The organism is Myxacorys chilensis, assembly GCF_059505265.1.
This window is the reverse complement of sequence record NZ_JCACKG010000251.1, coordinates 25,953-48,426: the sequence shown is the minus strand read 5'-3', so window position 1 is coordinate 48,426 and position 22,474 is coordinate 25,953. Positions and strand designations below refer to the sequence as shown.

Genomic DNA, 22,474 nt, shown 5'->3' with positions numbered 1-22,474 from the left:
GCTGAAACCACACTCCTCCAGTATCGCAAAATCCACACGTCTAGAACACGACCCGCAGCTTTGATACAACCGAGTTTCATCCTGAAGTTCTCGCTTTCCCAGTTGCATCGCTTCGTCATCACAGCTTAAAAGTTGGCTGATATAGCTCAATCTACCTCGCCCTAATTTCAGGGCTTCGACTGCTGCATATCGCCGCCGAACACGTTCCGTGCAGCGAAGCTCTCTTTTTCCGACAAGGATTGGTAGAAGCGTCGCATTTGTTGTTCAACTTCAGGCGGGTAAGGTTGCATTGATTCACCAGGTCAATCTGAATCTCTTTACCCTAGCATCTACTCCGGTCTTATTTAATCCATAATCCTCAGAGTAGCGATCACACATTCCCTAAAGTCGCGAACAAGCGAAAGCCCTAAGCTGACGTTCACAAGAATGCTCTAATGCAGAAAGAGCAGCTACCTCAGATGAAGTAGCTGCTCTCGAGTAACGTTTAACGAGTTGTAACAGTTCGTTTAGCCCACAAGCTAAAGCAGTGTTTAGATATCCAAGTCATCAAACTTCAGCTTGGAGCCAAACGTTTCAATAAATTCCCGACGAGGGGCAACGCGATCGCCCATCAACACGGTAAAGACTCGATCGGCTTCTGCCGCATCCTCAATTTCAACCCGCTTCAGCGTCCGCGTTTCAGGATTCATTGTGGTATCCCAAAGTTGTTGCGGCATCATTTCACCCAATCCCTTAAAACGCTGGATGTTATAACTAGCGTTGGCTGGAAATTCTGCAATCCGAGCTTGCAAGTCGCGATCGCTGTAGCAGTAGTAGTGATTTCGACCCCGTTCGATCTTGTAAAGCGGCGGACACGCAATATAGACATAGCCTTGATCAACCATCATGCGCTGGTAACGGTAGAAGAAGGTGAGCAACAGGGTGCGAATATGAGCACCGTCTACGTCCGCGTCCGTCATGATGATAATGCGGTGATAGCGCAGTTGCGATGCATCGAATTCTTCGCCCTTGATGCCTAACCCGAGGGCGGTGATCAATGCTTGAATTTCAGTGTTCTTGTAGATCTTGGCATCGTCAGTTTTCTCGATGTTGAGGATCTTACCCCGGAGCGGAAGAATTGCTTGGAATCTGCGATCGCGTCCTTGCTTTGCAGATCCTCCTGCGGAATCCCCTTCTACAATGTAAATTTCTGATTCGCCCGGATCACGCGAAGCGCAATCGGCAAGCTTTCCAGGCAGCGTTGAAGATTCTAGAACCGACTTACGGCGCACCATTTCGCGGGCATGCCGTGCAGCTTCTGCCGCTTTGTAAGCTTGAACTGCTTTCTCAATAATCGCGTCACAAACGCTTGGACGGAAATCGAGATACTCGGTTAAGACTTCGCCGACTAAAGAATCAACAATGCCTCGAACTTCAGTATTTCCGAGCTTCGTTTTGGTTTGACCTTCAAATTCGGGGTCAGGAACCTTCACCGAAATAACGCCGGTTAAGCCCTCGCGGATGTTTTCACCGGCAAGATTGGGTTCGCCTTCCTTAAGCTTGTTGCGCTTCCGAGCGATCGCGTTCAAGGTGCGAGTCAGAACAGCTTTTAATCCTTCTAAGTGCGTTCCACCATCGACGGTACGAATATTGTTGGCAAAGCCAATAATGTTATCGGTATAAGCATCGGAACACCATTGCAGTGACACCTCAACCTGAACGTTGTTGCGCTCGCCTTGCACATAGACAATCTCTTCGTGCAACGGCTGCTTTTCACGGTTCATGTAGGCGATGTATTCCCGAATGCCGCCTTCATAGAAGTAGACTTCAGTATGCACATCCTCGCCTTCAAGCAGGTGGGAGCGGTAGTCAGTGAAGGTGATTTTGACGCCGCCATTGAGGTAAGCTAACTCCCGCAGTCGACCAGAAAGCAGTTTATAGTCGAACTCAATACCCGTGGTGAAGATGGTGGCATCGGGCATAAAGGTCATTGATGTGCCAGTTTTGACGGGAGACAGAGGCTTAACCTCTAACTCGCCCACCGCTATACCCCGCTCAAACCGTTGCGTATGAACTTTTTTGTCGCGCCAAATGGTAGCTTCAACCCAGTCCGACAGAGCATTTACAACTGAAATACCAACTCCGTGTAGACCGCCTGATACTTTATAGCCGCCGCCGCCAAACTTGCCACCTGCGTGCAGGATGGTCATTACAGTTTCGAGAGCAGACTTGCCGGTTCGTTCGTGAACATCAGTTGGAATGCCGCGTCCGTCGTCAGTAACGGTGACAGATCCATCAGCATTGAGCGACACTTCAATATTTTTACAGTAGCCAGCGAGAGCTTCATCTACGGAGTTATCTACAACCTCGTACACTAGATGATGCAACCCACGCGGTCCAGTTGTGCCGATATACATACCGGGGCGTTTGCGGACTGGCTCAAGACCTTCAAGGACTTGGATCTGTTGGGCACCATAGTTCGTCGTCATATGTGAAGCGCTCTTTTAGGGCAACTAAAGCTGGAATTAGTAATGGAAGACTAAAATCTATCAAAATTCTAGCACAAAAGGCTTGTAAGCGATTTTCAGGCAGTCTCGCAGGAAGTTTGAAATGGGGATCGATCAGTCTGTTTTGTATCAGAAGGAAAAAAATGGCTCTTTAGACCTCGGATCAGAGCTTGGCAGGACTCCAGAAAAATCGATAGAAGATACATTTGTACCATTTCTTATTATACTCTGTGGCGCAACGGCATCAGGAAAATCTGGTCTGGCAATTTCCCTAGCGCAGCGTTTGAATTCAATCATCATTAGTGCAGATTCGCGCCAAGTGTATCGAGAGTTTAACATCGGAACGGCAAAACCAACCGCACGAGAGCAAAATCTTGTGCCGCACCATCTAATTGATATCTGTGAACCAACGGAAACGCTGACAGTAGCAGAGTTTCAGGAGATGGCGAGGGAAATAATTGAAGGAAGGAATAAAAGTGGAGAGACACCTTGCGGTATCGTCAGCACCAAGCAGGATGCAAAAGTGAAGCCGAAACACTCTCATCCCTCATCCCTCACCCCTCATCCCTTATTAGTCGGCGGCACTGGGCTGTACATCAAATCGATTGTGCGGGGCATGAAGATTCCGAGGGTTGCTCCTCAAGCGGAGTTACGATCGCAGCTTCAGACATTAGGACAACCGCAACTTCACGCCTTTTTACAACAGGTCGATCCAACGTCGGCTCAGCGAATTCATGCCAACGATCAGGTGAGGACGCTGAGAGCGTTGGAAGTTTTCTATGTTACAGGTCGCCCAATTTCTGAGCAGCAGGGCGAAGAGCCACCCTCGTATCCGATTTTGCAAATTGGATTAGAATCAAGCATTCTAGATCAACGGATTGAGAAACGCACGGCGCAAATGATTGAAATGGGATTTGAAACAGAAGTGAAAATGCTGTGTGAGAAGCATGGTGAGGATTTGCCACTCCTTAACACCTTGGGCTACAGCGAGATGAAGCAGTATTTGCGCGGCGACGTTTCGTTGGCAGAAGCAGCACGATTAATTGTGCTGCATACACGACAGTTCGCGAAGCGTCAGCGCACATGGTTTCGATCGGATCAGACAATCGAATGGTTTGATTCTGACTCACCGGACGTGCTGGAACAGGTTTGGCAGCGTCTCACCCAGTTTTTGCAGGCTCATACAAAATGATGCGGTTGCCGTCTGGATCGTAGGCATAGATTTCTCGACCGTGGGACGGGTGGAGAATGGCTCCGGGCGGTGGGTAGCCGAGAGAAGTCAGGTGCGCGATCGCATCATCCAAATCCTCAACTTCGAGACAAAGGCTGATAGTCGGATGGGACAAGAGTAATGATTCAGCGTCACGGGGTTTGTAAAGTCCCAGGCGGATGTCCTTGATTTGAAATTCTGCATAGACGTTTGGTAGGTGAGTTGTCGCGCTTTGACTTAGCAATTGCCCGTAGAACGTTACAGATTGCTCAATGTTGGAAGCGGCGATCGTGGTCAACGCTCTGCTAATTTTCATCTTCCAAAATTCTCATGAACTACGAATCAGAAATCGCTAGATTGAGAGGGAACCTTCTTGAGGATATGGCAATGACTGCTACACTCTCTGCTCCTCAGTCTATTGAAACGTGGCTCGGTGATGAAGCTGAAGATTTGCTTACGTTTAAAGCGAAAGTGTCAAAAGACATGCTGCATTTGCCTGGAGCAGATTTCGTCGATCGAATATTTGTTGGAAGCGATCGCTCTCCCCAAGTCCTGCGAAACCTGCAACAGCTCTACTCAACGGGACGATTAGCGAATACAGGTTATCTTTCAATCTTGCCAGTTGACCAAGGCATTGAGCATTCGGCAGGCGCGTCGTTTGCGCCAAACCCCATCTATTTTGACAGCGAGAATATTATTAAGCTGGCGATCGCGGCAGAATGTAATGCGGTGGCAACGACGCTTGGAGTTCTGGGCAGTGTGTCTCGCAAGTACGCTCACAAGATTCCGTTCATTACCAAAATCAACCACAACGAACTGCTGACTTACCCCAATCAAGCTGATCAAATTTTGTTTGCCTCGGTTGAGCAAGCTTGGAATTTAGGAGCGGTGGCGGTCGGGGCGACCATCTATTTCGGTTCAGAAAGCTCATCGCGCCAGATTCAAGAAATTAGCCGTGCGTTTGCCCGCGCTCATGAGTTAGGCATGGCAACGATTCTTTGGTGCTACTTGCGAAATCCAGTGTTCAAGCAAGACAAAGATTATCACCTCGCTGCAGATTTGACGGGGCAAGCCAATCATTTGGGCGTCACGATCGAGGCAGACATCATCAAACAAAAATTGCCTGAATACAATAACGGCTATGGCGCAGTGGAAAAGGCGACTGGAAAAAGTTACGGCAAAACGAACGAACGAATTTACACCGATCTGACAACTGACCATCCGATTGATCTGACTCGCTACCAAGTGCTCAACTGCTACGCGGGACGGGCAGGACTGATCAATTCAGGTGGTGCGTCAGGAAAGTCTGACTTTGCGGAAGCCATTCGGACGGCTGTGATCAACAAACGCGCAGGCGGAAGTGGCTTGATTTCGGGTCGCAAAACCTTTCAGCGACCGTTTGAGGAGGGCGTCAAGCTCTTTCACGCGATTCAAGACGTTTACCTCTCTCCGGAGGTCACGATCGCGTAGTTAATTTAGCGTTAAGGTTTCTCGGCTAAGGATTAAGGTTTGAGTTAGAATCCTCTAGAATCCATGCCTGCTTCGGTTAGGTTTTGGATCTAAATTTTCTACTCAACCTTAATTTTTAATATGAAGTTGGCAGCACGGGTCAGTCAGGTTACGCCTTCATTAACGCTTGCGATCGATGCAAAAGCCAAAGCGATGAAGCGCGATGGGGTTGATGTTTGTAGCTTTAGTGCCGGAGAACCTGATTTTGATACGCCTGACCATATTAAACAAGCCGCCGTAGCGGCGCTGCAACAAGGTAAAACGCGCTATGGCCCAGCGGCGGGAGAACCCAAATTAAGAGACGCGATCGCACATAAGCTTCAGTCGGACAACAATCTCTGCTACAGCGCCGACAATATCATCATCACCAATGGCGGTAAGCATTCGCTCTACGGGTTGATGATGGCGCTGATTGAGCCGGGAGATGAGGTGATTATTCCGGTGCCATTTTGGGTGAGCTATCCCGAAATGGTAAAGCTGGCAGGTGGAACGCCCATCATGGTGAACACCACGGCAGAGGCGCACTACAAAATTACCCCGGATCAATTGCAGCAAGCGATCACTCCGAAAACGAAACTATTTGTCTTGAACTCGCCCTCGAATCCGACAGGAATGGTGTATACGCCGGATGAAATTCGCGCGATCGCGCAGGTGATTGTCGAGAAAGATATTCTGGTGGTGTCGGATGAAATCTACGAAAAGCTTTTGTATGACGGAGCCGAGCATCTCAGCATTGGAGCGGCTAGTCCAGAGGTCTTCGATCGCACGATTATTAGTCATGGATTTGCTAAGGCGTATTCGATGACGGGATGGCGGGTTGGATATTTAGCGGCTCCGGTCGAGATTATTAAAGCGGCAACGAAGATTCAGGGACACAGCACGTCGAATGTGTGTACGTTTGCTCAATATGGCGCGATCGCGGCGTATGAAGGATCTCAAGAGTGTGTCGAACAGATGCGCCAAGCGTTTGCAGAACGGCGACAGGCTATTTTTGATCTGATTACTGCTATGCCAGGATTAACGTGCGTCAAGCCAGATGGGGCGTTCTATCTGCTGATTAATATCAGCAAGTTTGGCATGGGTTCGTTGGAATTTTGCGATCGATTGTTAACCGAGCATCAAGTGGCGGCTATCCCAGGAATTGCGTTTGGGGTGGATGATCATATCCGGTTGTCCTATGCAACAGACATGACCACCATTGAACGGGGAATGGAGCGGTTGGCTATGTTTGTGAAGTCTAAACTGTAGAGGATTGAGCGCTATTTTCTAAAATCGTTCTTGTTTAAGCGGCGATCGCACTGCTTCAATCTGCGATCGCTGCCTGCAATTGTGCGATCGCGCTCCCCAAATTTGCAATCGCTGCTGACGATCGTGCTTTGTGTCTTGATCGTTCTTCGCTTGTAGTCTTTGGAGCACCGAGTGCAGTTTCAAAACTCAAGGTAGTCGCGATTTCGCATCAAAGCGTTCTGATTTCTAGCTCTAGAATGGATCTCTGTCTATCCCGCTCGGTTCACGAAAGTGAGTTTCTACATCTCTAAACACGCCGAACAGCAACTAGAGCGGCGTCAGATTCCCATCGAGCTACTCGATTCTGTGTTAGAAAGTCCTCAACAGGTGATTGAGCAAAACGATGGCACCCGCATTTATCAGTCTCAACTCCAATTCGAGAATGGGAGAATTTATTTGTTGCGCGTCGTTGTCTCAGACCGGACAGAACCGGCGATCGTGATGACTGTTTATAAGACAAATCAGATTTCTCGCTATTGGAGGTCGGAATGAAAGTTGTTTATGATCCGGAAGTGGACATTTTAACGATTGTGTTCTCTGAGGCGGAGGTTGAGGAGAGTCATGAAGATCGATCGGGGGCAATTTTAGACTATGATGCGGCTGGAAATTTGGTAGGGTTGGAGATTTTAAATGCATCGAAGCAAGTTAATAATCCACTCCAGTTAGAACATGTGATCACGGGGTAGGCGGCTTGAGGATGCAAGGAAAGATCTCTGCGATCGCACTGCTTCAATCTGCGATCGTGCCCTAATTTTCCGCATTCTGAATCTGTTGCAACAGCGATCGCTTGCAAACTCCAAAGGATTGCTTCGCTTTGTGGAGTGTTGGTTGCACTTGATAGAGCGCTTGTGCTGTCTGGTTATCGGTTAGGTTGGGTGCTTCTGCTTTTGAATGAAAAAGGCAATTCACAGAACTGAGAAAAGGAACCTATACTGAATTTAACGTTGGGAAAGGATGTGAATCAATGCAAACGCCAACCTATGAAGAGGTGTTAGATTTGGCTCAACGCTTGAATCTTGATGAACAAGTTCAGTTGTTGCAAGCGTTAAGTCACCTGATTTACCGATCTGCTGCCGTCGAAGGAAGTGACGAAGTGATTTCACCAGCAGAAATTGCGGAGAGTGAAGCTGCAATACAAGATTATTTGGCAGGACGAGATCGCGGCATCAGTTCAAAAGCGCTAAAACGGCAATTGTTGGGAGAGCATCTTGGCTGATTGGGATTATGTTCTCCTCAGACCTGCTCAGCGCTATCTAAAACGGATGCCAATTGAGGATCAGCTGAGGGTGATTGAAGCGCTCGATCGATTGGTGCAAGATGCAACGGGACTCGATATTAAACCGCTCAAGGGTCGCCCTGAACTGAAATTACGGGTTGGGAAATATCGGGTTTTGCTTGTGGAAGATCAAGAGAATGAGGTTTATGTGGTGACGACGATCGCACCTCGTGGGGATGTGTACAAGTAGCGATCGCTAGGGTTGTTTGGGAAAGGGCGATCGTACCCCTTCAATCTGCGCTCGTTCCTCAATCCGATGCGGCTTGCAATTGTTGGAGGAGCGATCGTGTCATTGGATCATCCGAGAGTTCATCGGTGCGATGCTCTTGCAGGGCGTTTTGGAGGAGCGATCGGAAGGTGTTTGACGCTTCCTGTCTCCAGATATGGTTTTCCTCTAACTTGCCAGACAAAATCGGTAAAGATTGCAGGTAAAGCGTTTCTGCCTCAGCATAGCGTCCTTGCAAATCGTAGAGGTGTGCCAGATGACTCATGACCCTTGCTGTTAAAGGATGTTCCACAAAAAGCTGATTTTGTAGAATGGAAAGTGATCGTAGAAAAAGTGGTTCTGCATCGCTGTAACGTGCTTGAGAACAGTAAAGCCTTGCCAAATTGTGCAGGCTCATTGCCACATCGGGATGGTTATCGCCCAACTGCCGTTGATTGATTGCGAGGGATTGTAGATAGAGGGGTTCTGCTTCCGCGTAGCGCTTTTGGGAATCATACAAGTTTGCTAAACGGAACAAGCTCCTTGCCACGTGGGGATGGTTGTCCCCCAACTGCCGCCGCCAGATTTCTTGAGATTGCACAAAGAGCGGTTCCGCTTCCTCATACCGTCCTTGAAGCCGATACAAGTTTGCAAAGCCGTGTAAGCTTACTGCCACGTGGGGATGGTCATCGCCCAACTGCCGCCGCCAGATTTCTTGAGATTGCGCAAAGAGCGGTTCCGCTTCCTCATATCGTTTTTGAGAATTACACAAAAATGCCAAGTTGCTCAGGATTTCTGCCACATCGGGATGGTCGTCTCCTAATTGCTGTTGCCGGATTTTAAGAGAACGTAGATAGAGGGGTTCCGCTTCTCCAAATCGTCCTTGGCTACAGTACAGTCCGGCTAGAGCATTCAAGCTTTGAGCCAGATCAAGATGGTCGCCTCCCAACTGCTTTTCCCGAATTGAGAGCGATCGCACAAACAGCGGTTCTGCTTCCCCATATAGTCCTTGCAAGCAGTAGAGTTCTGCTATCCAGAATAGACAGGTTACCAACTCAAGCGCTTGCTCTGGTCTTGCTAACCGTTCGGTCGCCGCTTGCAAATGAGCGATCGTCACGGTCGATTCCTGGATGAGCGATCGCTCAGGCTTCTTCTCGACTCTTTCTGCCTCAGCAATGACAACCTCATAAAATTTTCGCTTCAATCCCTCCACATCTGCCCGTTGCTCTCGCTTTGATGCAAAAAATTCCCGCAATAATTGATGGAGTTGGTACATCCCTTGATCCACGCGCTTCAGCAAATTACTCCCTAAAAGCACCTGATCTCGAATCTCCTCCAAGTCCTCAGCATCCATCTCCGGTAAACACTGCTCTACTATCGCCCACGGAATCTCGACTAAGGCAAATAGGCTTAATACCGCTGCCACTTGCTGGGTAGACTCCTCCAATGCCTGCCAACTTAACTCAAATGCGGCGGCAACTCCTAACGATGCGGTCATCCCAGGCTCTGTTTGCTTAAATGCTCTCGCTTCCAAGCGTTTTTCTTGCAACCGTTGCCACAAAAGCTCGATCGATGAATCCCGTTTCTTCGCCAAATACCGCCCGACTAGCTCCACTCCCAATGGCAGATAACCCAACCATTCGCACAATTGTTGCGATCGCTCCAACTGTTGATCAACTCGATCATCCTGCACTAACACTCTCAATAATTCCAGCGCTTTCGCTTCTGACAAGGCATCGAGTTGTAATTCTTGTACTGGCAATCCGAAGTGCGATCGCGTCGTCATCAAAACTTTGAAGCGTGAGTCTTGAGGCGGAAGCATGGATCGAATATCTTCATAGTCCTGCACATCATCAAAGATGAGTAATGCCGTTCCCTCGCGCCACCGTTCCCAACACCACCGCACCTTTTCTGCTAAGTCCAGATCCTCTGGTGGCGTTAAGTCCAACAGCGATCGAGCAAAACTAATAATTTGGGTTCCGACTTCCTCGCGTGCCCGCAACCAGCAGAGTCCACCAAGATAAGATCCCTCAAGACAGTGTTTAAGAGCATATTGCAATGCTAATTCAGTCTTACCAATGCCACCCATACCGGAGATTGCAGAAACCGCTACAGTCGTTCCCTCTTGCAACTGCTCATGCAACGATTTGAGGTCATCCTCTCGACCAACAAATGAGATCGCTCCACTGTACGGAAGGTTGTTAATACAAGACACCTTTTCATTCAAGCTCACAGACCCGATGCCCCGATTGATCTGCGAGCTTTCTAAGGGTTTTGAATCTTCTCCTTCAAAACTGGAATTAAATGTCCTGTAACACCTGCCATTTGAATGGCGTTGCAGCCGAGCTTATACGCAAAATGGATCGACTGTCCTGAACCCAAAGCATCGTAAAAGGCAACCGTAAACTCAATTGCGGCTCTACCATCAATGTCTTGGCTCATGCCAATCACGTATGGAATATGTTGCGCGATCGCCGTTGCTTGGTCTTCGCTATAGCAAGCATTCAGAACTACGCATTCCACACAATCTGCAAATAATTCAAACAATCCTGCCAGTGCTTCTGTCGAAACAAGCTGTGATTTGCCAGCGTCATTCTCCAGCACTAATCCTTGCCCGTCTTCCCCCCGTCCAGAAAACTGAATAATCTGGGGTTGAATATCCAACATCGCACGCCGCACATCTTTTGGACGTACCGCCCACTTTTGCTCAAGCTTAAATTGCTCTCTCTGCTGCGATCGCCGCAAGCCTTCTTCAATTTCGCGGGCTTCTTCATCAAGCCGCAGGGGAGATGTCCCTTTAGGATTCGACGCCAATATCAGAATCTTCTTCGCCGACACTTGTTTCTCCCCGCGATCTGTACGTTTCTCCACGTGTTCCGCCCTAGAAGAGTGATAATGCGTTCCCCCAACAAACGCTGTGCCTCCTTCTATCTTGGTTTGATAGCCCGTACTAGAGCCATAGTTATTCTGGGTCATCGAGCTATTATCTTGAATCTTGCCTGCATTAATTTGCTGCGCCATCACCCGAATTTCATCGGCAAACTTCGGATCATCATCGATAGCCACCTGCAAATAAGCAATGAGCCGATCAAATTCTGCCGTCGATCCTTGCTCAATTGAGGTAATTGCCAATTCCGCAGATGGCTTTCCCCGCATTTTTTCCCAAATCTTCTTGCGAAGGTCGCCCATCCTGACAATTGCACCCTCGGTAAACTTCTTCGCAAGCTCACCTGCCCCCGATTCAATGAATTTTCTGAACGCAAGATCCGCGATCGCAGCAGCCGTCAACGCTGTCACAGGATCAGTCATCACCACTCCTAGGTAGGGCTACTTCTTTTCTACTTCAAGAAGCAAACTTTTTCCGCAAAGCTTCACCATTTTTGTAAAAAATGGCATTCTTCCTATTTGAGATGCCATCATTCCTGTTTCAAGTAGGATTGTTCCTGTTTGAAATGCCATCGTTTCTGTTTGAAATGGCATCATTCCTGTTTCAGGTAGGATTGTTCCTGTTTGAAATGCGATCGTTCTTGTTTCAAGTAGGATCATTTGGGGTCAAAGCTCGATCGTTTGAGCTTAAAGCTTGACCGTCGGAATATGGAGAGCGATCGCAGATTAATAGAGACTCAAACCTGCTCCTTTCAAACCTATCGACAACACAGCGAGAACCCCCATTCTCCGCAATCTAGGGTTTGTCACCGCAATTTTGCGAGATGTTGTCCTCAGATATAAGCTACTTTAGAGATCGGGATTTCTTACGGTTGCTTCGCCAGTTCCGAAGAGATTCGTCACGCGAGATTCCAGCGATCCTCTGGAGCTTGGCAAAGCCAATCGCGCCTCTCCATCTATTTCTTTCAGCCATTAGCCTTCCATGAACATCCTTAGCAACCTGCTTCCAGCTCCCAAAAAACGTCGGGGAATCGAGATCAAATCCCCTCGAGAAATCGAGATCATGCGCCAAGCGGCCAAAATTGTCGCGATCGTCCTCAAAGAAATCTCCGAAACTGTCAAACCCGGCATGACCACTGCTGATCTCGACGCTTACGCCGAAAAGCGGATTCGCGAAATGGGCGCAACCCCAAGCTTCAAGGGCTATCATGGCTTCCCAGCCTCCATCTGCTCCAGCATCAACAACGAAGTCGTTCACGGCATTCCCAACCCCAAGAAAGTAATCCGCGCCGGAGATGTGCTGAAAGTCGATACTGGTGCATTTTACGAAGGCTTTCATGGTGATTCATGCATTACGATCGCCGTGGGCAACGTAACGCCCGACGCTGCCAAGCTCATTCGTGTCGCAGAACAAGCTCTCTACAAAGGCATTGAACAAGTCCGGGCCGGAGCCTTCTTGCTTGATCTCGCCGGAGCCATTCAAGATTACGTCGAAGAAAACGGCTTCAAAATTGTCGAAGACTTCACTGGACACGGCGTAGGACGCAACCTCCACGAAGAGCCATCCGTATTCAATTTCCGCACCCACCAGATGCCGAATGTGAAACTGCGAGCAGGCATGACCCTTGCGATCGAACCGATCGTCAATGCAGGCTCAAAAAATACGCGCATCCTTGCCGATCGCTGGACAGCCGTAACCGTAGACAAATCCCTTTCTGCACAATTTGAACACACGGTTTTGGTGACAGAAACCGGCTACGAAATTTTGACCGATCGCACGAAGATTTAGGGTGGCTCTGAATTGCTAATAAAGCTGGCAGGCAGCGGATCTGATAATAATGTAGCGGACGCCCTCTGCTGTATCTGTTATCAAATCCGCTGCCTGCCGAATGTTAAAGCCTTTCAGCCCCCATTAGCGCTACTCAATCAGCGATGTTACCCAAGTTGTTTCATTTTCAGTCTGCTGCGGCTGAGCCAATCGCCACGTTTTTCCTTCGCGTTGACGCTGCACATACACCTCGAAAGGATTATCGCGCTGGTTGGCTTCTTGAGTCTTTAGTTTAAGCGTGAAATCGTAGGTTCCTTGCACCCGGTAGGACGGCAGATCTTGAATTGTGACCGGAGTTTGCTCAGCAATTTCGACGCGATCGATCTTCAGCGCCGATTTAGGCAACGATAGTTTTAACTGCTGACTCAATTCTTGCTGAGTTTGACCGACCTGAAGCGCGATCGCTTTTCGCACCAAGTTTTTGCTCGGCAATCCATTTCCACTACAAGCGGTTAACAACGCCACTAGCAGCACCGACAACACAACTCGAATCCATCGATTCACGGCTCTATCCTCACCATATCGCTCCTTCTCCTAGCCTATCAGCGATAGCATAAGCCAGACGGGTTTGAGATGGAAATTTCACGATGGCTGAGAAATTTATTAGTTTAAGCGATTCGATTTACGAGTATCTCGTGTCTCATTCGGTGCGAGAGACAGACGCACTCGCTCAACTCCGAGCAGAAACTGCCACTCATCCGCAAGCTCGAATGCAGATTGCGCCAGATCAAGGTCAGTTTATGGCGCTGGTGGTTCGGTTGATGGATGCGAAAAAAGCGTTGGAAGTTGGGGTGTTTACAGGCTACAGTTCATTATCTGTGGCGTTGGCACTGCCGCCCGACGGCAAACTCATTGCCTGTGACGTGAGCGAAGACTACACCGCGATCGCGCGTCGCTATTGGCAGTTAGCAGGCGTTGCCGACAAGATCGATCTGCATATTGCACCCGCTTTAGAAACCCTCGATCGCTTGCTTGAGGAAGGACAGGCAGAAACGTTTGATTTTGCGTTTATTGACGCCGATAAAGGCAACTATCAACACTACTACGATCGCGCTCTGCAACTTATGCGTCCGGGTGGCCTCATCGCGATCGATAACGTGCTTTGGTCAGGTCGAGTTGCTGATCCAACCGATCAAGACAAGATTACCAACACACTCCGGGCGTTTAATCAAAAACTGGCAGCCGACGATCGGGTGAGCCTTAGTCTAGTTGCGATCGGAGATGGCTTAACGCTGGCCCTCAAGAAGGGTTAGGTTGAAAGGCTAGGTTGTGGCAATCCCGTGGATTTGACTCCGTGAATTTGATAGTGGTCTAGAAACTGCTCAAACTCTGGAGTGAATACGTCTACTTGAACCGAGGCATTGACGTCTCGAAGCTTTTCCCAACTGGAATCTAGCGTTGAACGAGTCTGTTGATTCATCGACAGAAACGATAGAGATTTTCCCAGTTTGACCGCCTGCGTCATGCCAGACAGTAAGATGGAAAGTCCAGCTTGGTCGATGGTGTCAATCCAAAGCAAATCGACGACGATAGCATCGGCTTGCGCGATCGCGTCTCCTAAATGTGTTCCAAACGAGGTTTCAGTTAAATCTGAAAGATTGCCGTTCGGCTGCAAAACTACTGTCGTTGGAAAGGTCTTATCATCCGTTGAGCCTAAAATCAATTCACCGTTTATCATGCCGGTTCTTTTGGTTTGACAAGTCTCTGAGTTCTTTAAGGATGAAGTAAATCAGACAGAATGGCGGCGTCATCCGTCACAAAGTACTGGTGTTTTAAATCACACGAAATTCTATGGACGTTCGAGCAGGCTATACGCTTCCGGTATTTGCATGTGCGGCGGCGATCGCGGCGCTAAAACAGCTCCAGACCGCTCAAGCGGTGGCTTCGGTTGAGGTAGATTTGATTGAACCCGCTCGAACGGTGGAAATTGAGATCGAGCAGGTGGCAAGTCTTCAACCCGGAGTTGCGCTGGGAATCACGCGGAGCGATCCGGGTGACAATCTAGATTTGACGCGGAATACTCCCGTCTGGGCGATGGTGAGTTACCAACAGGAAATGGGGGACGCTCGCATTGTGCTAGACGGAGGAGAAGGGGTTGGACGGACGGACGGGGGAGCCGCCATCTATGCCTATGCCAAGCGGTTATTGATTGAAAACTTGGAGCGATCGCTCCAACCCAATGAAACGATTCGAGTCACCATTATTTTGCCAGAGGGACGATCGCTCGCCAAACGCACGTCGAATGAAGCCTTTGGCGTGGTCGAAGGACTGTCGCTTTTGGGAACCTCTGGAATCGCTCAACCGCTCAGCGCTCCCGGTCAGCTAGAACGCTTTCGACAAGAATTGCAGGAGAAAGCGCAGCGATTTGACTGCCTAGTGTTTTGTGTCGGCGAGAACGGGTTAGATTTGGCGACTCGACTAGGAGTTGAACCAGAAAGACTGATTAAAACCGCGAATTGGCTCGGTTCGCTGCTTGTCGAAGCGGGTTTGCAACAGGTGAAGTCAATTCTGCTCTTTGGCTATCACGGAAAACTCGTGAAACTGGCAGGCGGAATTTTTCATACCCATCATCATGTTGCTGATGGTCGATTGGAAATTCTGACGGCTCACGCCGCTAAAGCAGGACTCCCAACGGTAGAGCTACAGAGGATTTTTAACTGTGCCACGACCGAAGACGGCTTGAACTATCTGAGAACTCTGGATGGAGATTGGGTCGAGCGAGTGTATAGCGCGATCGCAGAAACGATCGATCATCGCTGTCAAGCTTACATCTATAACCATGCCCAAGCCTCGGTTCAAGTTGGCTCTGTGCTATTTGATCGGTCTCGTCAGATTCTCATTCAAAGCCAAATTGCAGCCACACTGTTGAAGCAAGTTTGCTAATGTAATTAAAATAGCGAAATTACTCTATATTAAAGACGCATTTTTTAGTGTTCTTCAAAACAACGCTTAGCTAGTTTGTCTACCCACACTCAGACTTTGATCAGGTGAAATTTCCGTGACACCACAGACAGAACACTCCCTTCTTGATACGACCGCATCTACAAATACATCGACTCTCGACAGCCTCAACCGCCAAATGATCGTCATTCTAGACTTTGGCTCTCAATATTCTGAGTTGATTGCGCGGCGCATTCGTGAAACTCAAGTCTATTCTGAGGTGTTGTCGTACCGCATGACAGCTGAGCAACTGCGTCAACTCAATCCGGTTGGAATCATTCTCTCTGGAGGTCCGAGTTCAGTTTATGACAAGGGCGCTCCGCATTGCGATCCAGAAATTTGGAATCTGGGAATTCCAGTTTTGGGCGTTTGTTACGGAATGCAGTTGATGGTGCAACAACTGGGAGGCAAGGTTGAGCGGGCAGATCTTGGTGAATACGGCAAGGCGAGCTTGATGATCGACGATCCGACGGATCTGCTAACGAATGTGGGCGAAGGCTCCATTATGTGGATGAGTCACGGAGATTCTGTCACAACCATGCCTGACGGATTTGAGGTTTTGGCACACACCGCCAATACGCCTTGTGCCGCGATCGCGGATCACGATCGTAAACTTTATGGCGTTCAGTTTCACCCAGAAGTGGTTCACTCGCAGGATGGACAGTCTCTGATTCGCAACTTTGTTTATCACATCTGCCATTGTCATCCGACCTGGACAACCGATGCGTTTGTGGAAGAATCGGTGCGGGAAATTCGGGGTAGAGTCGGGGATAAGCGAGTGCTATTGGCGCTGTCTGGAGGTGTTGATTCATCAACGCTGGCGTTTTTATTGCATCGCGCGATTGGGGATCAGCTAACGTGCATGTTTATCGATCAGGGCTTTATGCGAAAGCTAGAGCCAGAGCGGTTAGTCAAGCTTTTTCATGAGCAGTTTCACATTAATGTGGAATATGTGAATGCTCGCGATCGCTTTTTAGCGGCTGTCGCCGGAGTGGATGATCCGGAAGAGAAACGCAAGCGAATTGGACATGAGTTTATTCGAGTCTTTGAGTCAGAATCAAGGCGGCTGGGCCCGTTCGATTACTTGGCGCAGGGCACACTCTATCCTGACGTGATCGAGTCGGCAGATACCAACGTTGATCCACAAACCGGGGAACGGGTGGCAGTCAAAATTAAGAGCCATCACAACGTCGGTGGATTACCTAAAGATCTCCGATTTAAGCTGGTAGAACCTCTGCGGAAGCTGTTTAAAGATGAAGTTCGGAAGGTGGGACGCTCGATCGGTCTGCCTGAAGAAATTGTGAATCGTCAGCCGTTCCCAGGCCCAGGTTTAGCCATTCGCATTCTCGGCGCAGTCGATGAAGAGAAGCTCGATATTCTACGGGATGCTGACTTTATCGTTCGTCAAGAGATCAATCGTGCAGGCATGTACAACGATTTTTGGCAGGCGTTTGCTGTATTGCTTCCCGTCCGCAGTGTGGGTGTGATGGGTGACCAGCGTACCTATGCTTATCCGATCGTGCTGCGATTGGTGTCGAGTGAAGATGGTATGACAGCGGATTGGTCTCGCGCTCCCTACGATTTGTTGGAAACGATCTCTAACCGAATTGTGAATGAAGTGAAAGGGGTAAATCGAGTGGTGTATGACATTACCTCGAAGCCGCCTGGCACGATTGAATGGGAATAGGATGAGGCGATCGCAGGAATCACCGCTAGTTCATCAAAGGGGCTAATTACATCCTGCATCTTCTAACTCAGCTTTGGTAAAGGCGCAGCATCATAGGTTTGCTGCGCCTTGATTCGTTTCGAGGAAAGTGCGATCGCACTTGCTTTAGGGCTCCTGTGCGCGATAGCTGGGTGCATAGACATTATTGTATTACTGACAAATGCTCAGCTTTTTTATGTCCAGTCCTCGATGGATAGACCTGCAATGTGCCCGAAGTCAGCACTATTTCGAGTCAATAGAACTGCTTTGTTCACCAATGCAACCGATGCAATTTTCAGATCCATCGTGCCAAGCCGTGGATACGCTTTCTTGAGACGCTGAAACTCTTGAGCAGCCTGTTCATCAAACTCAAGAATGGGGATTGAACAGTAATTTGTTAATTGTTGCTTGAGCTGTTTGTAAGGTTCAACCTGCTGTTTGACAGTCTTGGCTTTAGCTATGTAGCTTAACCATCCCCGCATTTGCTCCTCATAACTAATGATGCTTACCGCTACTTGAGTAGAACTAACATTCGCCAATCTTTGCATTAAGCGTTGAGCTTTGACTCCTCCACGCTCTAAAACACTGAGATGATCAGTATCGAAAATATACATCTATACATCTGATGGCAGTGTAGAACCCGGGCGAAGAGAGCTGCGATACTCGCACCCCAACTGCATCGCCTCATCATAAACTGAGTCATCATCAAATGTTCCAGCGATTTGCTCCCACCAGGGTCTAGAGGATGAATCGATTTCTAGTTTGCTTTTAAGCTGTGTATCTTCTTCTAAGGTTGATTCTACATTCTTAATATGCTCCTCAACCTTTAATACAATAAGGCTGCTATAAGCTCTAAGTTGAGTGACTAATTTCGACAATTCTGAGCCGTTCTCAAAGTACTCTATTACATCACGGGCAGAGACAGAAATCGCGTCCTTAGCACCATCATAAATTTGCTTCAGTTCTGAAATAGAGAAGAAGTCTGCAAATACATCAACAACTTCAGAGAGCCGAAGGAAACCTGAAACCATTCTTTCAAGATCAGCTCTGTACTCGCCTATCCTTCCTTCATTTATAAGAGAAAGGCTGAAAAGCAAATAGGAATATGCTATGGAATAATTGCTTAGATGATCAATGTCTTTGATAAGCTCGATCGCCTGAGGAGTGTCCTTGTAGTGCCTCCACGCATCAAAAAAAGATTCAGTCAATCGACTAAATACAACATATCTTTCGTGATACGTTTTTGAATCATCCTTAGCTTGTCCCAGTAAAAGTTCTGCCTCTTGAGTCAAATTTTCAATTAGAGTTTTATCTGAGCTTGTAAGAATATCATCAAGATGTTTTTTTAGGGAGTAAATATCCTCTAAAACAGCTCGACTGAGAGAACTATCAACCCCTTCTATCTGGATGTTATTCATAACGAGTATTTCCTAAACATTAAAGGGAGTTGATGACTATTCTTTCGTTATCCTCATTCACCAGAAGCTTTGTTAAAGGAATTTCAGCATAAGCATTAACAACTCAGCCTATTGCCGTATTTGACTAAAGTGACCGAAAGGCTCTTCCAGCCATTCCATTTTACCGTACACGCCAAAGATATTCAGGATTGCCCTCGCCGTGAATTAGATGCGATTGTACCTGCAACATGCTTTAAGTTAGCCCTAGCATTACGGCGCAGCATCGTGGGTTTGATGCGTCGCAATGCTGAAGCCGGAAATCGTCGCTCATACTCTTCATCAGAGATCTCGGCTAATTCTTCTAAAGTCGGATTCACGTTCCACGGGTAAGGCTGGAAGTCAGAAACATCAGTTTCTTGGGCAAAGCGTTGATTCCAAGGACAGACATCCTGACAGATATCGCAGCCAGCGACCCAGTTGTTGAGCTGAGGCGCGATCGCATCCGGCAAGGTTTCAGAGCGATTCTCAATCGTGTGATAAGCAATACATCGATTCGCATCAACGACAAAGGGTTGAGTAATTGCGCCAGTAGGACACGCTTCGATACATCGCGTGCAGGTTCCGCAATGCTGAGTGTGCGAGCGATTCCTCGGAGCTTCGCCAAGCGAATCGCGCTCTAACTCTACATTCGTCAACACCTCACCCAGAAACACCCACGATCCATACTCCCGCGTAATCACATTACCGTTCTTCGCAATCCAACCAATTCCGGCACGCTGCGCCCAAACTTTATCTTGCACAGGTCCAGTATCCGCATAGTAACGAGCCTCAATGCCATCGCCCTGAGTTTCTAGCCACGATGCCAACGCTTTGAGTTTCTTTTGCAACACGCGATGATAGTCTCGCCCCCAGCCGTAGCGAGAAATTTTGGCGTACTCCTTGCCCTCTAATCGAGCGTGGGACGTGTAGTAATTGAGCGCTACACAAATCAGTGATCGCACCTCTGGCATCACCTGAAAAATATCTTCTCGCTTAGGATTTGCCATCCATGCCATATCTGCCTCATAGCCTTGATCAAGCCACGATCGCAGAGATGCCGTTGCAGTTGTATCGTCCTTAAAATCTTCCACCTGAACGATTCCAACTTTGTGAAATCCAAGCTCTAACGCTTTTTGTTTAATTTGGTTCGTTAAGTCGTGCATTTCAATCTAGGGAGAGAAGATTATGTGCCCGTTGTAGTTCGTAATTTGTAGAAGCGCAATGAGAATGAACTATGAGTGACGTTACTTTAGATTCTACGAGTATTGAGATTGAAACGGTGCAACGGTATTTTGAAACGTTTAACGCGGGCGAGTTTGAGGCAACCGCAGAGCTATTCACGGTTGATGCCATCATGCATGCGCCGTTCAAGACTGAGGTGATGGGCAGAGATGCGATCGTGACCTATCTCCAGACGGAAGCGAAGGGAATGCAAGCCACTCCGCAGACTGTTGACACTCAAGACGAGCAGGTAGAAGTGACAGGCTTTGCAAAGTACGCAGGATTCAAAGTCAACATTGTCTGGACATTTCATTTGAATTCAGCAGAAGAAATTACCGATGTTTACATCAAACTAGTCGCCTCAGCACAAGAGTTGCTGAAGATGCGACGATGATTTGGACGAGACTTTGTAGGAAGCATAATAAAAATTCCTCCAGCGCTACGCTCAGAACACTAGAGGAATTTTTGTTGTGTTGAATTATTCACTAAACTTCGGCTGGAACGGATTGAGGAGCCGATTCGCTAGTGAAAACGCGTGATTCTGAAGAAAGTTCACTCCGCGATCGCTGCGTTTTAACTAACGACAAGTCAGTCGTCAGCAAGAAACTAACAATACACGCAATCAGGATCACCGGAACCATTGATGTACTCGATAAAACGCTGAGAATCACCGTTATACTAATCGGCGTCTTAGTAATGGCTACAGTCACGGCTGCCATCATGCACACCATACTAATCGTCGGATAGAGTTGCGGAAATCCCAATGAGAGGGCAAACCCAACCACTGCACCTAGATGAAATAGTGGAAAAATGAAACCACCTCGAAAACCTGAATGCAAGGTGCAACGATTAGTAGCACATCATAAAATATCAATACATAGCTATTGCGATCATGAAACTCACAACTCGCGGACATTACAGCGTTAAGGCACTGCTTGACTTATGCTTTCAGCCTCAACAACAGCCCGCCCCCGTGAGCGCGATCGCGCAGCGTCAAGATATTCCTGCACCTTACTTAGAAAAGCTGCTAATTGAGATGCGACGGGCAGGACTTGTCCGCTCGGTGCGGGGCGTCCAAGGCGGGTATCAACTGGCAAGGCAGCCTGCTCACATTTCGCTAGGGCAAATTTTAGAGGCGGTCGGCGAGACAGTAGAGCCGTTACCGCGTCACACTCCTGACAGCGCTCAGGCGGGAGATTGGGTCACGTTTGGTCTGTGGAATCGACTGCATCAGAAAATGAAAGAAGCCTTGTACAGCATTTCGTTAGAAGATTTATATTACGATGCGCGAAGCTGGCAAGCGGCTCAAGGGGAAGAAGCTAGTTTTATTGTGTGATGCCAATTTATTTCAATGCAGCAGATTGCAATATCGAGCGAAATCGTGAAGAGACGTTTCGGCGAAACGTCTGTACGATATTTAAGTATTTGCTGAGTTGGTATGAGTTTGGTTGAGGCAGATTTGAAGGATGCAGCGATCGTTCTAGTGAGTGCGGCAGTGTTGGATTTCCTGATTGGTGATCCGTGGGGGTGGCTGCATCCGGTGCAGGTGATGGGTTGGAGCATTGGTCAATACACAACGGCTGTCTTCCGATTTGTTAAACACCCGATATTGCTGAAAGGGGCAGGCGTTGGGTTAGCGATCGCACTCATTGTTGGAAGTAGTGCGATCGCACAAATCATTCTTGCGATCGCTCACTCGATTCATCCAGGATTGGGAATTGCAGTTGCAGCAGTTCTGCTTGCCAGTTGCTTTGCCGGACGCAGTTTGCGCCATGCGGCGGAAGATGTGCTGAAACCATTGACCGAGGGAAACTTGGAAGCGGCGCGATCGCGGCTGCGATTATACGTTGGACGTGATACAGACGCATTATCAGAACCCGAAATCCTCAGAGCCGTGTTTGAAACCGTTGCTGAGAATGCCGTTGACGGGGTTATGGCTCCGTTGTTCTATGCATTGGTCGGAGCATTTTTTCCAGTGGGGAGCGTTGGACTCGCGATCGCGTACAAAGCCGCGAGTACACTCGATTCGATGGTCGGTTATCGAACCGCGCCCTATGCTGAAATCGGTTGGTTTAGCGCCAAAACAGATGATGTTTTAACATGGCTTCCCTGCCGATTGACGGTGATTACATTAGGTCTTCTTTCGGGTAAACCCATTCAGGTCTGGAAGCTATGTCAACGGGATGCGGCTCAAGATCCAAGCCCAAACTCGGGTTGGAGCGAGTGTGTTTATGCCGCTGCGCTAGAGGTACAAGTTGGCGGTGTTAACTACTATCGAGGCGTGGAGAAACCGAAGCCTTTATTAGGCGAACCCATTCGTCCGATTACTCCAGAGCGAATTCGGGCAGCGCTGCGGCTGACGCGCTGGTGTTTTCTAATTTGGCTTGGAGTATGGAGCGTAGCGTATGCGATAGCAGGCAACTTTGGCAGCGGATAGGGCAATAAATGTAAAAGACGTTCACAAGATTTGCAAAAACAACAAGAT

The 22,474-nt window shown here is 48.4% G+C and carries 27 protein-coding genes; 14 read left to right on the top strand and 13 right to left on the bottom strand.

Going from position 1 to position 22,474, the window contains the following annotated elements:
- Positions 1–530: 530 nt before the first annotated feature.
- Positions 531–2,468, bottom strand: a complete 1,938-nt coding sequence (gene gyrB, locus AC5JLB_RS25945) for a DNA topoisomerase (ATP-hydrolyzing) subunit B (RefSeq protein ID WP_495876722.1) — start codon at positions 2,466–2,468, stop codon at positions 531–533.
- Positions 2,469–2,589: 121 nt separating this feature from the next.
- Here gyrB and miaA point away from each other — a divergent pair, with 121 nt between their 5' ends.
- Positions 2,590–3,678, top strand: a complete 1,089-nt coding sequence (gene miaA / locus AC5JLB_RS25940; protein ID WP_495876721.1) for a tRNA (adenosine(37)-N6)-dimethylallyltransferase MiaA — start codon at positions 2,590–2,592, stop codon at positions 3,676–3,678.
- On the opposite strand, the gene AC5JLB_RS25935 is transcribed toward miaA, so the two are convergent.
- A complete protein-coding gene (locus AC5JLB_RS25935; RefSeq protein WP_495876720.1) occupies positions 3,647–4,012 on the bottom strand; it encodes a VOC family protein in 366 nt (121 codons plus the stop codon). The two genes, miaA and AC5JLB_RS25935, sit on opposite strands and share 32 nt — an antisense overlap.
- A 71-nt stretch (positions 4,013–4,083) precedes the next feature.
- On the opposite strand from AC5JLB_RS25935, the gene AC5JLB_RS25930 reads away from it, so the two are divergent.
- Positions 4,084–5,166, top strand: coding sequence for a class I fructose-bisphosphate aldolase (locus AC5JLB_RS25930; protein WP_495876719.1), 1,083 nt, complete (start codon positions 4,084–4,086; stop codon positions 5,164–5,166).
- Positions 5,167–5,286: 120 nt separating this feature from the next.
- Positions 5,287–6,453, top strand: a complete 1,167-nt coding sequence (locus AC5JLB_RS25925; protein WP_495876718.1) for a pyridoxal phosphate-dependent aminotransferase — start codon at positions 5,287–5,289, stop codon at positions 6,451–6,453.
- Positions 6,454–6,471: 18 nt separating this feature from the next.
- On the opposite strand, the gene AC5JLB_RS25920 is transcribed toward AC5JLB_RS25925, so the two are convergent.
- On the bottom strand, positions 6,472–6,621 hold the full coding sequence (locus AC5JLB_RS25920) for a hypothetical protein (protein WP_495876717.1): 150 nt from the start codon (positions 6,619–6,621) through the stop codon (positions 6,472–6,474).
- A 102-nt stretch (positions 6,622–6,723) separates the two neighbouring features.
- Here AC5JLB_RS25920 and AC5JLB_RS25915 point away from each other — a divergent pair, with 102 nt between their 5' ends.
- The gene (locus AC5JLB_RS25915) at positions 6,724–6,984 is read left to right on the top strand and encodes a DUF4258 domain-containing protein (protein WP_495876716.1); all 261 of its coding nucleotides are present in this window, start codon (positions 6,724–6,726) and stop codon (positions 6,982–6,984) included.
- Entirely contained in the window at positions 6,981–7,178 is a 198-nt protein-coding gene (locus tag AC5JLB_RS25910; RefSeq protein WP_495876715.1) for a DUF2283 domain-containing protein, read from the top strand. Before AC5JLB_RS25915 ends, AC5JLB_RS25910 begins: the two co-directional genes overlap by 4 nt.
- A 61-nt stretch (positions 7,179–7,239) precedes the next feature.
- On the opposite strand, the gene AC5JLB_RS25905 is transcribed toward AC5JLB_RS25910, so the two are convergent.
- On the bottom strand, positions 7,240–7,401 hold the full coding sequence (locus AC5JLB_RS25905; RefSeq protein ID WP_495876714.1) for a hypothetical protein: 162 nt from the start codon (positions 7,399–7,401) through the stop codon (positions 7,240–7,242).
- A gap of 55 nt (positions 7,402–7,456) precedes the next feature.
- On the opposite strand from AC5JLB_RS25905, the gene AC5JLB_RS25900 reads away from it, so the two are divergent.
- Both AC5JLB_RS25900 and AC5JLB_RS25895 read left to right on the top strand, forming a co-directional pair.
- On the top strand, positions 7,457–7,708 hold the full coding sequence (locus AC5JLB_RS25900) for a hypothetical protein (RefSeq protein ID WP_495876713.1): 252 nt from the start codon (positions 7,457–7,459) through the stop codon (positions 7,706–7,708).
- Positions 7,701–7,958 carry a type II toxin-antitoxin system RelE family toxin gene (locus AC5JLB_RS25895; RefSeq protein WP_495876712.1) on the top strand — a complete coding sequence of 86 codons (258 nt, stop codon included), beginning with the start codon at positions 7,701–7,703 and terminating at the stop codon, positions 7,956–7,958. Before AC5JLB_RS25900 ends, AC5JLB_RS25895 begins: the two co-directional genes overlap by 8 nt.
- A 58-nt stretch (positions 7,959–8,016) precedes the next feature.
- On the opposite strand, the gene AC5JLB_RS25890 is transcribed toward AC5JLB_RS25895, so the two are convergent.
- From AC5JLB_RS25890 to AC5JLB_RS25880, 3 genes are read right to left on the bottom strand one after another with little or no spacing between them, the layout of a single operon-like run.
- A complete protein-coding gene (locus AC5JLB_RS25890) occupies positions 8,017–10,188 on the bottom strand; it encodes a tetratricopeptide repeat protein (protein WP_495876711.1) in 2,172 nt (723 codons plus the stop codon).
- Between the two features lie 50 nt (positions 10,189–10,238).
- Positions 10,239–11,282 (bottom strand): CHAT domain-containing protein, encoded by a 1,044-nt coding sequence (locus AC5JLB_RS25885; RefSeq protein ID WP_495876710.1) that lies wholly within the window; start codon positions 11,280–11,282, stop codon positions 10,239–10,241.
- A gap of 18 nt (positions 11,283–11,300) precedes the next feature.
- On the bottom strand, positions 11,301–11,519 hold the full coding sequence (locus AC5JLB_RS25880; protein WP_495876709.1) for a hypothetical protein: 219 nt from the start codon (positions 11,517–11,519) through the stop codon (positions 11,301–11,303).
- 322 nt (positions 11,520–11,841) lie between these two features.
- On the opposite strand from AC5JLB_RS25880, the gene map reads away from it, so the two are divergent.
- Entirely contained in the window at positions 11,842–12,648 is an 807-nt protein-coding gene (gene map, locus AC5JLB_RS25875) for a type I methionyl aminopeptidase (protein ID WP_495876708.1), read from the top strand.
- Between the two features lie 129 nt (positions 12,649–12,777).
- Here map and AC5JLB_RS25870 read toward each other — a convergent pair whose 3' ends face one another.
- A complete protein-coding gene (locus tag AC5JLB_RS25870; RefSeq protein ID WP_495876707.1) occupies positions 12,778–13,191 on the bottom strand; it encodes a hypothetical protein in 414 nt (137 codons plus the stop codon).
- A gap of 83 nt (positions 13,192–13,274) precedes the next feature.
- Between AC5JLB_RS25870 and AC5JLB_RS25865 the strand changes: the two genes are divergently transcribed.
- Positions 13,275–13,940 (top strand): class I SAM-dependent methyltransferase, encoded by a 666-nt coding sequence (locus tag AC5JLB_RS25865; protein WP_495876706.1) that lies wholly within the window; start codon positions 13,275–13,277, stop codon positions 13,938–13,940.
- On the opposite strand, the gene AC5JLB_RS25860 is transcribed toward AC5JLB_RS25865, so the two are convergent.
- A complete protein-coding gene (locus AC5JLB_RS25860) occupies positions 13,937–14,365 on the bottom strand; it encodes an STAS domain-containing protein (RefSeq protein ID WP_495876705.1) in 429 nt (142 codons plus the stop codon). The two genes, AC5JLB_RS25865 and AC5JLB_RS25860, sit on opposite strands and share 4 nt — an antisense overlap.
- Before the next feature lie 113 nt (positions 14,366–14,478).
- Between AC5JLB_RS25860 and cbiD the strand changes: the two genes are divergently transcribed.
- Together cbiD and guaA are read left to right on the top strand one after the other, a co-directional pair.
- Complete coding sequence (gene cbiD / locus AC5JLB_RS25855; RefSeq protein ID WP_495876704.1) at positions 14,479–15,570, top strand: cobalt-precorrin-5B (C(1))-methyltransferase CbiD; 1,092 nt, start codon at positions 14,479–14,481, stop codon at positions 15,568–15,570.
- Between the two features lie 115 nt (positions 15,571–15,685).
- Positions 15,686–17,314, top strand: coding sequence for a glutamine-hydrolyzing GMP synthase (guaA, locus tag AC5JLB_RS25850; RefSeq protein ID WP_495876703.1), 1,629 nt, complete (start codon positions 15,686–15,688; stop codon positions 17,312–17,314).
- 212 nt (positions 17,315–17,526) lie between these two features.
- Here the strand turns inward: guaA and AC5JLB_RS25845 are convergent, their stop codons facing one another.
- The 3 genes from AC5JLB_RS25845 to queG form a co-directional block, all read right to left on the bottom strand.
- Positions 17,527–17,946: a type II toxin-antitoxin system VapC family toxin gene (locus AC5JLB_RS25845; protein ID WP_495876702.1), complete on the bottom strand. Its 420-nt coding sequence runs from the start codon at positions 17,944–17,946 to the stop codon at positions 17,527–17,529.
- Positions 17,947–18,750 carry a hypothetical protein gene (locus tag AC5JLB_RS25840; RefSeq protein ID WP_495876701.1) on the bottom strand — a complete coding sequence of 268 codons (804 nt, stop codon included), beginning with the start codon at positions 18,748–18,750 and terminating at the stop codon, positions 17,947–17,949.
- Positions 18,751–18,932: 182 nt separating this feature from the next.
- Entirely contained in the window at positions 18,933–19,931 is a 999-nt protein-coding gene (gene queG, locus AC5JLB_RS25835; RefSeq protein WP_495876700.1) for a tRNA epoxyqueuosine(34) reductase QueG, read from the bottom strand.
- 71 nt (positions 19,932–20,002) lie between these two features.
- On the opposite strand from queG, the gene AC5JLB_RS25830 reads away from it, so the two are divergent.
- Positions 20,003–20,383, top strand: coding sequence for a ketosteroid isomerase family protein (locus AC5JLB_RS25830; protein WP_495876699.1), 381 nt, complete (start codon positions 20,003–20,005; stop codon positions 20,381–20,383).
- 91 nt (positions 20,384–20,474) lie between these two features.
- Here AC5JLB_RS25830 and AC5JLB_RS25825 read toward each other — a convergent pair whose 3' ends face one another.
- Positions 20,475–20,828 carry a chloride channel protein gene (locus AC5JLB_RS25825; protein WP_495876698.1) on the bottom strand — a complete coding sequence of 118 codons (354 nt, stop codon included), beginning with the start codon at positions 20,826–20,828 and terminating at the stop codon, positions 20,475–20,477.
- Between the two features lie 53 nt (positions 20,829–20,881).
- Here AC5JLB_RS25825 and AC5JLB_RS25820 point away from each other — a divergent pair, with 53 nt between their 5' ends.
- Complete coding sequence (locus AC5JLB_RS25820; protein WP_495876697.1) at positions 20,882–21,325, top strand: Rrf2 family transcriptional regulator; 444 nt, start codon at positions 20,882–20,884, stop codon at positions 21,323–21,325.
- 102 nt (positions 21,326–21,427) lie between these two features.
- The gene (gene cbiB / locus AC5JLB_RS25815) at positions 21,428–22,426 is read left to right on the top strand and encodes an adenosylcobinamide-phosphate synthase CbiB (protein ID WP_495876696.1); all 999 of its coding nucleotides are present in this window, start codon (positions 21,428–21,430) and stop codon (positions 22,424–22,426) included.
- Positions 22,427–22,474 lie beyond the last annotated feature (48 nt).

Excerpts from the sequence above, each read along its gene's own strand:
- gyrB (WP_495876722.1), bottom strand. The coding sequence starts at position 2,468 with ATGACGACGAACTATGGTGCCCAACAGATCCAAGTCCTTGAAGGTCTT.
- miaA (WP_495876721.1), top strand. The coding sequence starts at position 2,590 with ATGGGGATCGATCAGTCTGTTTTGTATCAGAAGGAAAAAAATGGCTCT.
- AC5JLB_RS25935 (WP_495876720.1), bottom strand. The coding sequence starts at position 4,012 with ATGAAAATTAGCAGAGCGTTGACCACGATCGCCGCTTCCAACATTGAG.
- AC5JLB_RS25930 (WP_495876719.1), top strand. The coding sequence starts at position 4,084 with ATGACTGCTACACTCTCTGCTCCTCAGTCTATTGAAACGTGGCTCGGT.
- AC5JLB_RS25925 (WP_495876718.1), top strand. The coding sequence starts at position 5,287 with ATGAAGTTGGCAGCACGGGTCAGTCAGGTTACGCCTTCATTAACGCTT.
- AC5JLB_RS25910 (WP_495876715.1), top strand. The coding sequence starts at position 6,981 with ATGAAAGTTGTTTATGATCCGGAAGTGGACATTTTAACGATTGTGTTC.
- AC5JLB_RS25900 (WP_495876713.1), top strand. The coding sequence starts at position 7,457 with ATGCAAACGCCAACCTATGAAGAGGTGTTAGATTTGGCTCAACGCTTG.
- AC5JLB_RS25885 (WP_495876710.1), bottom strand. The coding sequence starts at position 11,282 with ATGACTGATCCTGTGACAGCGTTGACGGCTGCTGCGATCGCGGATCTT.
- AC5JLB_RS25880 (WP_495876709.1), bottom strand. The coding sequence starts at position 11,519 with ATGATCCTACTTGAAACAAGAACGATCGCATTTCAAACAGGAACAATC.
- map (WP_495876708.1), top strand. The coding sequence starts at position 11,842 with ATGAACATCCTTAGCAACCTGCTTCCAGCTCCCAAAAAACGTCGGGGA.
- AC5JLB_RS25865 (WP_495876706.1), top strand. The coding sequence starts at position 13,275 with ATGGCTGAGAAATTTATTAGTTTAAGCGATTCGATTTACGAGTATCTC.
- AC5JLB_RS25860 (WP_495876705.1), bottom strand. The coding sequence starts at position 14,365 with ATGATAAACGGTGAATTGATTTTAGGCTCAACGGATGATAAGACCTTT.
- cbiD (WP_495876704.1), top strand. The coding sequence starts at position 14,479 with ATGGACGTTCGAGCAGGCTATACGCTTCCGGTATTTGCATGTGCGGCG.
- AC5JLB_RS25845 (WP_495876702.1), bottom strand. The coding sequence starts at position 17,946 with ATGTATATTTTCGATACTGATCATCTCAGTGTTTTAGAGCGTGGAGGA.
- AC5JLB_RS25840 (WP_495876701.1), bottom strand. The coding sequence starts at position 18,750 with ATGAATAACATCCAGATAGAAGGGGTTGATAGTTCTCTCAGTCGAGCT.
- queG (WP_495876700.1), bottom strand. The coding sequence starts at position 19,931 with ATGCACGACTTAACGAACCAAATTAAACAAAAAGCGTTAGAGCTTGGA.
- AC5JLB_RS25830 (WP_495876699.1), top strand. The coding sequence starts at position 20,003 with ATGAGTGACGTTACTTTAGATTCTACGAGTATTGAGATTGAAACGGTG.
- AC5JLB_RS25820 (WP_495876697.1), top strand. The coding sequence starts at position 20,882 with ATGAAACTCACAACTCGCGGACATTACAGCGTTAAGGCACTGCTTGAC.
- cbiB (WP_495876696.1), top strand. The coding sequence starts at position 21,428 with ATGAGTTTGGTTGAGGCAGATTTGAAGGATGCAGCGATCGTTCTAGTG.